Origin of the sequence: Serratia bockelmannii (assembly GCF_008011855.1) — a bacterium.
GTDB classification, from domain to species: domain Bacteria; phylum Pseudomonadota; class Gammaproteobacteria; order Enterobacterales; family Enterobacteriaceae; genus Serratia; species Serratia bockelmannii.
Window position 1 is genome coordinate 1104326 of record NZ_VOUX01000033.1, and the last position, 14539, is coordinate 1118864.

The 14539-nt window shown below is 58.3% G+C and carries 10 protein-coding genes; 8 read left to right on the forward strand and 2 right to left on the reverse strand.

Features of this window, described 5'->3' with window-relative positions; translation table 11 throughout:
- Positions 1 to 273 precede the first annotated feature (273 nt).
- Both amiA and FOT55_RS21760 read left to right on the forward strand, forming a co-directional pair.
- A complete protein-coding gene (gene amiA, locus FOT55_RS21755; protein ID WP_043143191.1) occupies positions 274 to 1116 on the forward strand; it encodes an N-acetylmuramoyl-L-alanine amidase AmiA in 843 nt (280 codons plus the stop codon).
- Between the two features lie 54 nt (positions 1117 to 1170).
- Positions 1171 to 2223, forward strand: a complete 1053-nt coding sequence (locus tag FOT55_RS21760) for a porin (RefSeq protein ID WP_147824003.1) — start codon at positions 1171 to 1173, stop codon at positions 2221 to 2223.
- Between the two features lie 120 nt (positions 2224 to 2343).
- On the opposite strand, the gene FOT55_RS21765 is transcribed toward FOT55_RS21760, so the two are convergent.
- Entirely contained in the window at positions 2344 to 3288 is a 945-nt protein-coding gene (locus tag FOT55_RS21765) for an NAD-dependent epimerase/dehydratase family protein (protein WP_147824004.1), read from the reverse strand.
- A 67-nt stretch (positions 3289 to 3355) separates the two neighbouring features.
- Positions 3356 to 4186 (reverse strand): alpha/beta fold hydrolase, encoded by an 831-nt coding sequence (locus FOT55_RS21770; RefSeq protein ID WP_025303474.1) that lies wholly within the window; start codon positions 4184 to 4186, stop codon positions 3356 to 3358.
- A gap of 225 nt (positions 4187 to 4411) precedes the next feature.
- On the opposite strand from FOT55_RS21770, the gene FOT55_RS21775 reads away from it, so the two are divergent.
- The 6 genes from FOT55_RS21775 (at position 4412) to FOT55_RS21800 (ending at position 14494) form a co-directional block, all read left to right on the forward strand.
- Entirely contained in the window at positions 4412 to 5815 is a 1404-nt protein-coding gene (locus FOT55_RS21775; RefSeq protein ID WP_147824005.1) for a coniferyl aldehyde dehydrogenase, read from the forward strand.
- Positions 5816 to 6074: 259 nt separating this feature from the next.
- Positions 6075 to 8270 (forward strand): catalase/peroxidase HPI, encoded by a 2196-nt coding sequence (gene katG, locus FOT55_RS21780; RefSeq protein ID WP_141998491.1) that lies wholly within the window; start codon positions 6075 to 6077, stop codon positions 8268 to 8270.
- A gap of 630 nt (positions 8271 to 8900) precedes the next feature.
- Complete coding sequence (locus FOT55_RS21785) at positions 8901 to 9698, forward strand: VOC family protein (protein ID WP_222706560.1); 798 nt, start codon at positions 8901 to 8903, stop codon at positions 9696 to 9698.
- Positions 9699 to 9739: 41 nt separating this feature from the next.
- The gene (locus FOT55_RS21790; RefSeq protein WP_060433564.1) at positions 9740 to 11029 is read left to right on the forward strand and encodes an alginate export family protein; all 1290 of its coding nucleotides are present in this window, start codon (positions 9740 to 9742) and stop codon (positions 11027 to 11029) included.
- 502 nt (positions 11030 to 11531) lie between these two features.
- Complete coding sequence (locus tag FOT55_RS21795) at positions 11532 to 12914, forward strand: serralysin family metalloprotease (protein WP_089181109.1); 1383 nt, start codon at positions 11532 to 11534, stop codon at positions 12912 to 12914.
- Positions 12915 to 13333: 419 nt separating this feature from the next.
- Positions 13334 to 14494 (forward strand): tail fiber domain-containing protein, encoded by a 1161-nt coding sequence (locus tag FOT55_RS21800; protein ID WP_060433568.1) that lies wholly within the window; start codon positions 13334 to 13336, stop codon positions 14492 to 14494.
- The last annotated feature ends 45 nt before the right edge of the window (positions 14495 to 14539 follow it).

Consider the following 14539-nt stretch of genomic DNA (forward strand, 5'->3'; position numbering starts at 1 on the left):
TTTTAATGTTTACGTTATAACATATCAATTAAAGAGGAGAATAAATCTCATTTGAAATATTAGATTAAATAGTGTGTCAAAATAAGAATTAACAATTGCAAAACAAATTAACATCAACACAAACATTCAATAAACAAAATAAATGCAGTATAAAAAACCAGTGAATTTAAGGAATGACATTAAAAGTAACAGCCGCTAACAGACAACCCCGCCGGCGCGTGAAATTGTTATGTTATAACAAAAACACCCTTTCCTTTTATGCTGGTTAACCTTATGGCTAAGACGGACCTTTTGAACACCCGGTTATCTCGCCGCAGAATGATGTTGGCAGGGTTGGCGGCCCTGGCGCTGAACGGCGCCGTTTCCCCGCTGGCTCACGCCCACGGCCTGCCACGTCCCAAAAAGCAGAACGGCCCTCAGGGGGCGCGAAAAAGATTCCTGGTCATGTTGGATCCCGGTCATGGCGGCATCGACTCCGGCGCCATTGGCCACACCGGTTCGCTGGAAAAACATGTCGTTCTGGCGATCGCCAGAAATGTGCGTGCACAGCTTGATCGACACGGCATCGATGCCCGCCTGACGCGCGACAGCGACGTTTTTATTCCGCTGTACGATCGGGTGGAGATCGCGCACCGGCATGGCGCCGATCTTTTCATGTCCATCCACGCCGACGGCTTTACCTGCCCCAGTGCCTGCGGCGCGTCGGTTTTTGCGCTTTCCAATAAAGGCGCCAGCAGCGCGATGGCGAAATACTTATCGAACAGTGAAAACGCGGCGGACGATCTCGCCGGCCCCAACGTCATCAAGAAAGACCGCTATTTGCAGAAGATACTGTTTGATTTGGAGCAGACGGAAACGATCAAAGAGAGCCTGGCGCTGGGCTCGCACCTAATTCAGCATATTGCGCCCATCCATCACTTGCATGCCAAAAATACCGAACAGGCGGCCTTCGTGGTCTTAAAGTCCCCGTATATTCCTTCCGTCTTGGTGGAAACCTCTTTCATCACCAACCCTGAGGAAGAAAGGCTGCTCGGCACCCCCGCCTTCCGAAATAAAATTGCCACGGCGATCGCTCAGGGGATCGTCAGTTACTTTAAACGCGAAACGCACGCTTAAGCTTCGCCGGGGCGGCAAGCACACGGGCTTGCCGCGCACAGGGACGGTGCCATCATGATAAAACGCAATCCTCGTTATTTTTCGGCGGGCATGCTGTTCCCCCTGCTGGCCCTGTTGCCGCGCGGCGCCTTCGCCGTGTCGTTGACGGGACCGCAGCAAAACAGCCTGAATTTCTACGGCACGATTATCGCCAGACGCTACAGCGGCCAAAACGAACGCGACGACGGCGACCGCAGCTACCTCTATTTCGGCCTGATAGGCAAAAAAAAGATCGCGCCGCGCTGGCAGGCCTACGCCCACTGGGAATATACCGTCAGCTTCGCCGACGCGAGCCGAAACAGCACCCGGCTCGCCTATATCGGCGTGCAAAACGCCACACTGGGCAGCCTCGATATCGGCCGCAACTGGGGCGTGCTTTATGATGTGACCGCCCTGACCGATCGCTCCCCGCTGTTTAGGGAAATAGCGTACAACTACATCGATAACTTTATGCGCGGCCGGGCGCATAACCTGCTCACTTACCGCCAAACTTTCAGCCTGTTTCAGCGGCGCGCCGCCCTCGCGTTGCAATATCAGTTCAAAGACGGCGACGATCGGCAAACGCCGGGTAAACAAAACGGCAACGGCTTCGGCGCCTCGTTCCGTTATGCGCTGACGCCGACGCTCAGCCTCATCGCCGCCGCCTCGGCGTCTCAAACCACGCAGCGGCAGCAACACGCCGCCGGCTATCGCCGACGCATCGATACGCTGGCCGAAGGGGTTCTCTATGCGTCGAAAAAAATCTATCTTGCGGCCGTGTTCACCCAAAGCGACAACGCCATCAGCCCACAACAAACCGCTAACCGCGGCTCGGCGTCAAGTTATGAAGCGCTCGTCAAATACCGGCTGACGGACCATATTCAGCCCAACATCGGCTATACCCGTTTAATACAGGCCCGGGCAGGCCGCAACACCGACTTATTGAACTACGAGGAGCTGGGGGTGACCTGGTTGCTCAACAGCAACATGCAGGTGTTTATTAACTATGAATTCAATAACCTTTCGCAGCACGCGGCCGGCGTCGATGCGTCGGACAAGCTCGATATGGGCATCAGCTATCACTGGTGATCCGCTTTCGCGCAGCCAATAAAAAGCCCCGCCCGGTGAGGGGCGAGGCTCGCTTAATGGCTCGAGTGGGCCGGCAGCCCAGCGTAGCGCGCTATGGCTAGCCCTGGCGCGGCGGGCATCTTAACGCGGCGCTTGCGCGTTCTTCCACTCCCGCCAAATCGTTTCCAGCCCGGCGCGATACGTCGTGACGGCGAAGTCGGGAAAGCGCTGCTTGAACTTGGTCGAGTCGAACAGGTTGTCGTGCTCGTAGCGCGGCAGCAGCTCGCGCATCTCACGCGCCCCGGATGAAACCAGCCCTGCGGCGATCAACGCCCATTTGCCGATGACGGAATATGAAATGTCCTTCCCAAACACCTCGCAGGCCAAGGCGGCGAACTGCGCATAGGTGAGCCGTTCGTCGCAGCACGGCAAATGCCACGTCTGGCCGAACGCGTCGGGCGTATTGCCGAGCCGGGCTAACCCGCGGCTGGCGTCGGGCGTCCAGATCAGCGTGCGCAGCCTGTCGTCGCGAACCGGCACGCGCGGTTTTTCCCCCGCTTTCAGCCTGTCGACGATCAACGCGTTGGTGAAGCTCTGCGTTTTCCCCGGCCCATAAAACTCAGGAGCACGGCCGATCAGCACGGGGATCTGCTTGCGCTTCATCTCGTCGAGCACCTTCTCGGTCATCAGAGCGCGCACCCGTCCCTTGCGCCCCCGAGGCGCGAACGGCGTCGATTCCGTCTGCGGCTCGCCGTTCTGCGGATACATGTAAGTATTGTCGAAATAAACAAAGGGCACGCCCGCGGTACGGCTGGCGTCCAACGCATTCTGCAGCATGGTCGGAAATTGCCGCTCCCACAGCGCCGAATCCGGCGGCAGGCCGGCGGCGAAATACACCACGTCGCTGCCCTTCACCGCCGCCAGGGTCTGTTGTGCATCGAGCAGGTCGGCCGCGACCAGCGTATCGCTGTCGTTGACCTTCTTCGGGTTGCGGCTGACCAATCTTAAATCATCGGTGTACGCGCGCTTCAGTTCACGCGCCAGCTCTTGGGCGATCTGGCCACTGGCGCCCAGGATCGTTTGCATTTCCGTTCCTCATCGTAATGAAAAAAGCTCCGCCCACTCAGGGCGGAGCAAAAGTGCTTGTTCGCGCTTAACTGTTCACGAACGCCAGCAGATCGGCGTTGACCTGATCGGCATGGGTGGTCGGGATGCCGTGCGGCGCGCCCTTATAGGTATGGAGCGTGCCGTTTTGCACCAGCTTGGCCGAGAGCACGCCGGAATCCTGATAAGGCACCACCTGGTCGTCATCGCCGTGGATCACCAGCACCGGAATGGCAATCTTCTTGAGATCTTCGGTGAAATCGGTCTGCGAGAAGGCGACGATGCCGTCATAGTGCGCCTTGGCGCCCCCCATCATGCCCTGCCGCCACCAGTTCCAGATAATCGCCTCCGACGGTTTGGCACCCGGGCGGTTATAGCCATAGAACGGGCCTGCGGGCACGTCGTAATAGAACTGCGCCCGGTTGGCGGCCAGCTGCGCCTGGAAATCATCGAATACCGATTTTGGGGTGCCCTGCGGATTGGCGTCGGTTTTCACCATCAGCGGCGGCACCGCGCTGATCAGCACCGCTTTGGACACCTTGTCCTCGCCGTGGCGCACGATATAGCGCACCACCTCGCCACCGCCGGTCGAGTGGCCTACGTGCATGGCGCCCTGCACGCCCAGGTGTTTTACCACCGCGGCGACGTCATCGGCGTAATGATCCATGTCGTGCCCTTCCCACACCTGGCTGGAGCGGCCGTGGCCGCGGCGATCGTGCGCAACCACGCGGAACCCTTTGTTCACGAAGAACAGCATCTGGGCATCCCAGTCATCGCTGGACAGCGGCCAACCGTGGTGGAAGTAGATAACCTTGCCGTTTTTTGGGCCCCAATCCTTGTAGAAAATCTCGACGCCATCGCTGGTCGTTACATAACCCATGTCGTTTCTCCCATTTACACTATGGTTAAAAAAGAAGGTTTATACTGCGCACGGCACCGGGATCTCTGGCTCCCTCATCCCGGTTGGCCGACGATCTTGCGTTGATCGTTTAACGAGTATAGGTTTAAAGTTCACTTTAAGGTCAATAGTGGCCCGGCAAGCGGTATTTCCCTCAGTAACGCGATCGGCATCAGGAGAATTCAAGTGCAGGGAGATGACATCCTCATGACGATGGAGCCGCGGCTTGCCGCCCAGCGCCACGCCTTCCTGCGCGACGGCGCGCCGACGATGCAACAGCGCAAGGCCGCCCTGCGCCGCTTGCGGAGCGCCATTCTGGCCCAGCGCGCCGCGCTGGCGGCGGCCGTCAGCGCGGACTTCGGCCACCGTTCGCCTTACGAAACCGACATTCTGGAGATTCTGGTCACCGTTCAGGCGATCGATTACCTGCTGCGCAACCTGAAACGCTTCATGCAGCCGGAGCGCCGCCACGTCGCCCTGCCGTATCAGGCCGCACGCGCCTATGTGCAATATCAGCCCAAGGGGGTGATTGGCATCATGGCGCCGTGGAACTATCCCTTCTCGTTGACCTTCATCCCGCTGGCCACCGCCCTGGCCGCCGGCAACCGCGTGATGCTGAAACCTTCGGAGCTCACGCCGCATACCAGCCGCCTCATCGAAACGATGCTGGCGGCGCTGTTTCCCGCCGATGAGGTCGCGGTGGTGACCGGCGGGCCGGACGTCGGGGCCAGATTCAGCGAGCTGGCGTTCGACCATCTGGTGTTCACCGGCAGCACGGCGATCGGCCGTCAGGTCATGCAGGCGGCCGGCAAACATCTGGTGCCGTTAACGCTTGAACTGGGCGGCAAAAGCCCCGCCGTCATGGCGCGCGGCGCGGTTAATGCCAGAAACGTCAAGAGCGTGGCGTTCGGCAAGCTGTCAAACGCGGGCCAAACCTGTATCGCGCCCGATTACCTGCTGGTTCATCAGGACGATGTGGAAAACTTCATCACGCTCTACGATGCGGCGGTCAAAGCGTTTTACCCCGACGGGCCGACGAGCCATGACTACGGCGCCATCATCAACGACAGGCACTACCACCGTTTGCAGGATCTGCTCACCGACGCCCAGGCGCGGGGCGCACAAATCCTTCCGGTGGGCCACCGCCCGAACTCGGCGGCGGAACGGCCGAAAACCCTCGCCCCCACGCTGATCGTCGGCGCCCCCGACGACAGCCGGATCATGCAAGAGGAGATCTTCGGGCCGCTGCTGCCGGTGTGCACCTACGCCGCCTTTGATGAAACGATCGACGTTATCAACGCCGGGCCGCGCCCGCTTGCGCTCTACTACTTCGGTCCGCCGGGCGAGGATCGGGACCGGCTGCTGGCGCGCACCACCTCCGGCAACGTCAGCGTTAACGCCACCCTACTGCATTTCGCCCAGGACGATCTGCCGTTCGGCGGCATCGGCCCCAGCGGCATGGGGGCCTGTCACGGCATCGAAGGATTTCGGGCGCTGAGCCACGCCAAAGGCGTCTTTATCCAGAGCCGCTGGCGTTTTACCGACCTCCTGCGCGCGCCGTTTGGCAAGCTGGCGGACGCGGTGCTCAAGGTTATGCTGCGGCGCCGATAACACGGCGTGTTGACTATCAATAGCACACCCATAAATCGCCGCAAGCTATCACAATATTCACTCATTCCTATTTTATCTCTCCGCCACCGCTGACTAAGCTTAGCCATGAGTCGCCTTTTGCCCGTTAGCGGCCGGGGCGATGCGAATCCATTGAGTTCAGTTATTTAGCGCAACACCCGACGCAAGCCTGACCCGCATGCCTTGTTAACCGCTCCACGCCCGGCGGCTGGAGCACCTTTATGGAAGCAGAGAGCGCATTATGACAACTGAAAGCAAATGCCCGTTTTCGGGCGGCAAGCAGCCCGCACCGCAGAACGGCCCCACCAATCAGGATTGGTGGCCTAATCAGCTCAGCCTGAAACCACTGCACCAACATTCCCCCCTGTCCGATCCGATGGATAAAGACTTCAACTACGCCGATGCCTTCAACAGTCTCGATCTGGCGGCGGTCAAACAGGATCTGCACGCCCTGATGACCGACTCGCAGGAATGGTGGCCGGCAGACTTCGGCCACTACGGCGGCCTGTTCATCCGCATGGCCTGGCACAGCGCCGGCACCTACCGCATCGGCGACGGCCGCGGCGGCGCGGGCGAAGGCCAGCAGCGCTTCGCCCCGCTCAACAGCTGGCCGGACAACGTCAGCCTCGACAAGGCGCGTCGCCTGCTGTGGCCAATCAAACAGAAATACGGCCGCAACCTCTCCTGGGCCGACCTGATTATCTTGACCGGCAACGTGGCGCTGGAATCGATGGGCTTTAAAACCTTCGGCTATGCCGGCGGCCGCGCCGACACCTGGGAGCCGGACGACGTCTACTGGGGTTCTGAGAAGATCTGGCTGGAGCTGAGCGGCGGGCCAAACAGCCGTTACTCGGGCGACCGCGATCTGGAGGACCCGCTGGCGGCAGTGCAGATGGGCCTGATCTACGTCAACCCGGAAGGCCCGGACGGCAATCCCGATCCGGTGGCCGCCGCACGCGACATCCGTGAAACCTTCGCCCGCATGGCGATGAACGACGAAGAAACCGTGGCGCTGATCGCCGGCGGCCACACCTTCGGCAAGACCCACGGCGCCGGCCCGGCGTCTAACGTCGGCGCCGATCCGGAGGCCGCCGGGCTGGAGTCGCAGGGCCTCGGCTGGCACAGCACCTTCGGCACCGGCGTTGGCAAAGACGCCATCACCAGCGGCCTGGAAGTCACCTGGACCACCACCCCGACCCAGTGGAACCACGACTTCTTCCGCCACCTGTTCGAATACGAATGGGAGCTGAGCCAAAGCCCGGCCGGGGCGCATCAGTGGGTAGCGAAAGACATAGGTGAAACCATTCCCGACGCCTTCGATCCCAACAAGAAACGCCGCCCGACCATGCTGACCACCGACCTGTCGCTGCGCTTCGATCCGGCCTACGAGAAGATTTCGCGCCGTTTCTATGAGCATCCGGAAGAGTTGGCCGACGCCTTCGCCCGCGCCTGGTTCAAGCTGACCCACCGCGATATGGGGCCGCGCGCGCGCTACCTCGGCCCGGAAGTGCCGCAGGAAGAGCTGATTTGGCAGGATCCGATCCCAGCGGTCGATCATCCGCTGATCGACGAGCAGGACATCGCCGCGCTGAAAAACGCCGTGCTGGCTTCCGGCCTGCCGGTGTCCGCGCTGGTCTCCACCGCCTGGGCTTCGGCTTCCAGCTTCCGCGGTTCCGACAAACGCGGCGGCGCCAACGGCGCGCGCATTCGCCTGGCGCCGCAAAAGGACTGGGCGGTCAACCAACCTGCGCAGCTCGCCGCGACGCTGGCCAAGCTGGAGAGCATCCAACGCGCCTTCAACGATGCCCAGACCGGCGGCAAGCGCGTCTCGCTGGCGGATCTGATCGTGCTGGCCGGCGCGGCGGGCGTGGAACAGGCGGCGAAGAACGCCGGTTTCGCCCTGACGGTGCCGTTCGCCCCAGGCCGCATGGACGCCTCGCAGGAACAGACCGACGTGGACTCCTTCGAGGCGATGGAGCCGCTCGCCGACGGATTCCGCAACTTCCTGAAGGGTAAATACCGCGTGCCGGCCGAAACGCTGCTGGTCGACAAGGCGCAGCTGCTGACCCTGACCGCGCCGGAAATGACGGTGCTGGTCGGCGGGCTGCGCGTGCTCGGCGCCAACGTTGGCGGCACGCAGCACGGCGTGTTCACCCAGCGGCCGCAGGCGCTGACCAACGACTTCTTCGTCAACCTGCTCGACATGGGCACCACCTGGCATCCGATCGGTGAAGACGGCCTGTTCGAAGGCCGCGATCGCCGCAGCGGCGCGGTCAAGTGGACCGGCACCCGCGTCGATCTGGTGTTCGGTTCGCACGCGCAGCTGCGCGCGCTGGCCGAAGTCTACGGCAGCGCCGACGCGCAGGAGAAGTTCGCCCACGACTTCGTCGCCGCCTGGAACAAAGTGATGAACCTCGATCGTTTCGATCTGGCGTAACGTCCCCCCAACGGCCTGCTTCGGCGGGCCGTTTTTTCTCCCGAGATCAACACCGCTTCCGCTCCACGTCAGCCCTGTCAGGCGCCGCGATATTCTCTTTCCCCGCTTATTCGTATTTACTCAACAAGTCATATAAAAATTTGATGGGCGGCAATTCTTTTAATGCTGTATTTATATTTAGACGGCAATGAAGACCGTAAACTCAGCTGGCTCATGCGATATATCCCATCTAGGAGAACACCGTTATGGATTATCCTCGATTCACCTCAACACGCGGCGAAGCGGGCCTCATGACCACCGCCATTCCTTAGCGATAGCGGGCTGAGCCGGCAAAGGCGCCCCACCGTTCTACGCCCATAAAAAGAGATATTTTGCACCTGCGCGATATTCGCTTAGGCGCCAGAACATCGCCCTTATTTAATTTTTCACGACGCACATTGCGTTTTTCGTTTTTATTTTTCAGCCGACGGGAAAGCTCATAGGAAATTACGCTTCACTCAGGAAAATAACCGCTACCTGGAGGTCATCATGCAACATATTATCGGCATTTCTTCTCGTCGGCTGAGGATATCGGCCCTTGCGCTACTGCTCCCTGCCGTATCATGGGCGGCCGATACGGCGCCTCTTGCCGTGGGGCCGCAATATGACACCACCCATGTCTACGTCGAACGCGGCAAGATGGACGCCTTTGTCGACAGCATCCTGAAAACCTTCGGCGGCACCAGTACCGAACGCGTGCTGGTCAACGTCACGCCCACGCCGAGTGAAACCTATTCCCAGCTGATACTGACGCCGGCCGGCAGCTTCTCGGTGTTCGATTTCAAAACGCCGATCCCGTACCCGTTCGGCGCCGAGCGCAACGGTTTTCTGGTCAGGGATATGGACGCCGCCATCCGGCAGGCCAGGGCCGCCGGCGCCGATGTGCAGGTTGCGCCTTTCGACGATCCGATCGGCCGCGACGCGGTGATCCAATGGCCCGGCGGCGTCAACATGCAGCTCTATTGGCACACCAAGGCGCCTGACTACAAGCCGCTGCTGAGCGTGCCGGAAAACCGCCTGTATCTCTCCGCCTACCGCGTCGACGATTTCCTGAAAAGCTACCAGGCGTTCTCACACGGCAAGGTCGTGAGCGACGAACAGGTCAGCGATACGGCGATCGGCCGCAGCGACAACGGCAAGGTCCGCCAGATCGAGCTGGACTCCCACTTCGGCAAAACGCGCATTTTCGTCACCGACGGGCATCTGCCTTATCCGTTCGGCCATGAGCGCACCGGCTATGGCGTCGACGATCTGTCGGCCACGCTGGCCAAAGCGACGGCCAGCGGCGCGCAGGTGCTGTGGCATTCGACGGCGGCGGAACGCCGCGCCTCGGCGCTGGTGAGTTTCCCCGGCGGCTACATCGCCGAAATTCACCAGACGGCTAAATAAACCCAAGGCGCGCTGCGGCGCGCTCTTTTCTTCGGATATCCATGATGAAACGCACGCTACCCGCACTGTTGCTGTTCTCCACGCTACCCGCGCTGGCGGCGGAGCCCGCCGCTTCCCCCTGGAAAAACATCCCGTTGGGCGATGCGGCCACGTTGTCTTTCGACGGTTCACTGCGCGAGCGCTATGAATGGACGGATCAGCGGGATCTGAACGGCGGACGCGACGACACTTTCATGCAGCGCTTGCTGGTTGGCGCGCGCCTCGACTACGGCGACTATGTCGGCGCCTATGTGCAGGTGGGATCGTCGCTGGCCACCCCGCGCGACCGCGGGCGCAAGCCGACTGACGAAGATCATGCCTACCTCGGCCAGGGCTATGTGGACTTAAAACTGCCCACCGCCTACGGCCTCGGCACCCTGCGGATCGGCCGCCAGGAGATTGCGCTGGGCTCGCTGCACCTGCTGGGCACCCGCGACGGCCCCAACGTGCGCCGTTCCTTCGATGCTATCCGCGCCAGCTGGGCCAAGGATAAAAACCGCCTCGACGCCTTTATCGGCCATCCCGTCACCCTCAAAACCGGCAGTTTCGACGACGATACTGACAACAGCCAAAAGGTCTGGGGGCTGTACGGCACCACGCCGCTGGCAGCGCTGGCCTCCTCGCTCGATCTCTACACCTTCGGCTTTGAGGATCACGACGTCCACTACGCGCAGCTCAGCGGGCAAGAGCGGCGCTATACCGTCGGCGCACGCATTTTCGGCGCGGCACAGGGGTTCGACTGGGATAATGAAGCCGCCTGGCAGTTCGGCAGCGTAGAACAGCGTGACATCCGCGCCTGGTCGGCGTCGGCGCACGCCGGCTATACGGTCAACGACTGGCGCTGGCAACCGCGCTTCGGCGGCAAGATTGGCATCGCCAGCGGCGATAAAAACGGTCACGATGGGCAGCTCAACACCTTTAACGCCATGTACCCCAAGCTGCCCTACCTGACCGAGAACGGGCTGGTGGCGCCGGCTAACCTGATCGCCATCCATCCTTCGGTCACGATTATGCCGTGGCAAACCCTGGCCATCGACTTCAGCTGGGACGCGTTGTGGCGGCAACGCCGCGAGGATGCCTTCTACCTCGGGCCAATGCGCCCGGTGAAGGGCAGCGCGCAGGGCTCGCGCTTTATCGGCAACCAGTATCAGGTTGAAACGACCTGGACACCGCGCAGCGATCTTCAGTTCAAGGTGGCCTACGTCTACTTCGACGTCAGCAACAGCCTGCAGCAACATGCCGGGCTGAAAAACATGAACTTCGTGCTGGCGCAGGGCACCTACAGTTTTTAAGTATCAGGTAAGTTAATCGGTGTACGCGGACGCCCTTAATAATCCCGTACTCAATTAATGCCGAGCGCCGGCGAGTAGCCGCCCATATGCATTGCGGCAATGGCGGGTACTCGCCGCCATTCATAGATAAAAATTAAATAAAAGCAAAAAGATAAATCAATCACGTAAATTTCGCGAGCCAATTACAGTGTAATATTAAATAAAAATTTAATTCCACCTGGTTATTTGAGCACGCCTTTTACGCATATCTTATGTAAAAGATTCATATAAGAATAACTCATTAATAAAATAATTGTGTTTATACTGCTTTAACTCAATCACAGTACACAATTAATTCCTCACCGTGATTAATGATAAGGATATATTCCGCTTGAACGCAATATTCAAGCCGGACCAAGGAGGCAAGCCAATGATATCACATTAATTACCCCTGATTTTCAAACCTGTGTACGAGCATATAGAGCGTTAGGTGCAATATTGTCAACGTCCAAAGGAGTTTGATATGTCATTAGCGACCGATAAGATTTCCGATTATTTAACCCGTTATGAAAGAGGCGATCACGCGGGGAGCAGTAAACCGTCATATACCACGCAAGAGGTTTCAGATCTGCTGCTGAGGAGCCATTATTCCGCCAATGGCAAAGGCGTGACCGACCATGCGGCTACCTTGACCTACTCTTTCCCCGTCTATACCGACAGCGACAAGACGGGCGCCGCGCAGCTTACCGCCGCCCAGCAAGCCCAAACCAAGCTTTCATTGCAATCCTGGTCGGATGTGGCCAACATCACGTTCACCGAGGTTAAAGGCAACGACGCGAAAAATGCAGATATCAAGTTTGGTTTTTATAAGGCGGCCAGCGGGGGTAATTACACCTCGTATGAAAGTACGCAGAGCAATCTCAAAAGCACCATTTGGATCAGCGGCAATAACGGCTACGACGCCTCCAATCCGCAAACCAATAACTACGCCAGGGATACGCTGACTCATGAAATAGGGCATGCGTTGGGGCTTTCTCATCCCGGCAATTATGATGCGTCAAATGCCACCTACCCCACCTACGCCAACTCGGCGAAGTATTATGAAGACGACCATCAATATTCTTTGATGAGCTATTTTAACGAACAATACACCAGCGCTGACTATAAAGGCGTTTGGCCATCAGGGCCGCAGCTGGATGATATTACCGCCATACAGAAGCTTTACGGCGCGAATACCACCACGCGCACCGGCGATACCACCTATGGTTTCAACTCGAATACGGACAGAGACTTTCTGAGCGTTAAGGCGTCCACGGACAAAATCGTGGCGGCTATCTGGGATGCCGGCGGCAATGACACGCTGGATTTTTCAGGCTACAGCCAGGATCAGCGCATCAACATTAACGAAGGCGCATTCTCTGATGTGGGCGGCTTGAAGGCAAATATCGCCATCGCCTACGGCGCACAGATTGAAAATATCATCGGCGGCAGCGGCGCAGACATTTTAGTGGGCAACGCGCTGAACAATACGCTAAAAGGCGGTGCAGGCAACGACATCATTTACGGTGCCGGCGGCGCCGATCAGCTCTGGGGCAATGCAGGCGCGGACACCTTCGTCTTCCGCGAAGCCGGCGACAGCCAAGCCGCCGCGCCGGATTGGATCCGCGATTTCCAGACGGCGGTGGATAAAATCGATCTGTCGTGGCTCAACCAGACGGCTAAGGCCGACGGGAGCGAGCTGCACTTCGTGGATAGTTTAAGCGGCTCGTTGTATGAAGCGGCGCTGAATTATGACGCGCAGCAGAATGTCACCGATCTGGCCATCAATCTCTCCGGCAATCAATTACCTGATTTCCTTGTCAAAATCGTTGGGCATGTCGACGCTTCCGCCGATATTCTCGTCTAGCCAAGGCAAACCCGCAGTCCGGCCTTTACGCCGGACTGTTTATTTCTTTTCAGGCCTGCCGCTGGCGTTTTTTGCGCGGTTCCCATATCGCCAAAGCAGTAAATGGGTGTGGGGAGCAACGGAACAACAAACGCACTTAAGCAGTCAATTTAAATGACTATTAATCTATAAATTAAAAAGTTATCACGTCATCGCCAGAAATCATCCGTTCTTCTTTCTTGTCTCATCCATCACACAGCAAATGATATTCATTATCATTTGATATCTATTCCTGATGCTCATAACCTACTGTTCATGCATACAGTTTTCGTGATTTTTAACCATCCTCGCCTTAAATGTGCAGCGTCGTTAACTGTCTGTAAAGCGTTACCATGTGCCATTTCTATGGCAGGAACTTATTAATAAACCGAGGAATTATCATGGCTGAACAAAAGAAAAATGCCCAGGTACAGAGTGGCGTCAACGACGACATCACCGAACTAAAGTCGCTGACTACACTGCGCAAACGGGTCGTCAGCGACGGTGAAATCGTCTCAAAATCTGCCAACGGCTTTCGACTGGCCAACGGCAACACCGGCGTGATGTTGCGTAACGATGGCAAAGATTTTTATGCCCTGACCACACCAAACGGGCAGGCCCAGGACGGGCAGTGGAACACGCTGCGCCCCTTCTCGTTCAATCTGGTTTCCGGTCGGGTGGCTCTGCGCAACGGCGTAGATATCTCCGGCGGGGCGATGGTGTCGCATAATGCCGGCATCTCCACCGCGACCACCGGTCCAGCCCCACTTATTAATGGGCAGGTCTATGATGCGGCTGCCGTACATACCGACTTCACCAGCGGTAACGTCACTACGGCCATGTTGATGGGGTCACGCGTGGTCGCCGGCAAAGAGGATTATGGCCTGCTCTCTTACCGCGATTGGCAGGGAAACTGGAATGAACTCCGGGTCAAACCCAATGCCGAGCTGTCTGTTGGGCAACTGACCAAACGCAACGCTCACGGCTGGTTCACTGCAAGCCCGCCTGAGAATGTCGATAAATCGCAGGAGTCCATTACCAACGGGCTTTATTTACCTAATCCAGGTAACAAACACGTAAAAATTTATCATCACGACCATGTGAAGTACAACGAGCTGGTCATTAACGTGAGTGACGGCAATAAAAATAGCTGGTTCGTTTTCAAAGAAGACGGCTATGCCGTCACCGGCGGCGGGTGGAACATCAGCTCTGACGTCCGTATGAAAACGGAAATAACCTCAATCGACGGCGCCCTGGACAAGCTGGCCAACATCGGCGGCTACACCTACCTCAAACAGGGCGTGCCGGAAGCCGGCGTGATTGCACAGGAAGTGGAAGAGGTTCTCCCCCAATCCGTTGCCCAGACCGAGCTGAAACTCAATGACGGCAGCGTACTGAAAGATGCCCGCAGCATCAATATCAACGGCGTAGTGGCGTTGCTGGTTGAGGCGCTTAAGGAAGAACGAGCGCTCCGAGAGGCCGAATGTAATGCAGAGCGCAAAGCCCGTATCGAGCTGGAAACACGACTGGTAACGCTGGAAAAGGCACTCGCGCAGAAGTAAATCAGCAACAGTCGTCTGGCTGGTTCGCTGTGTAACCCCATGAAA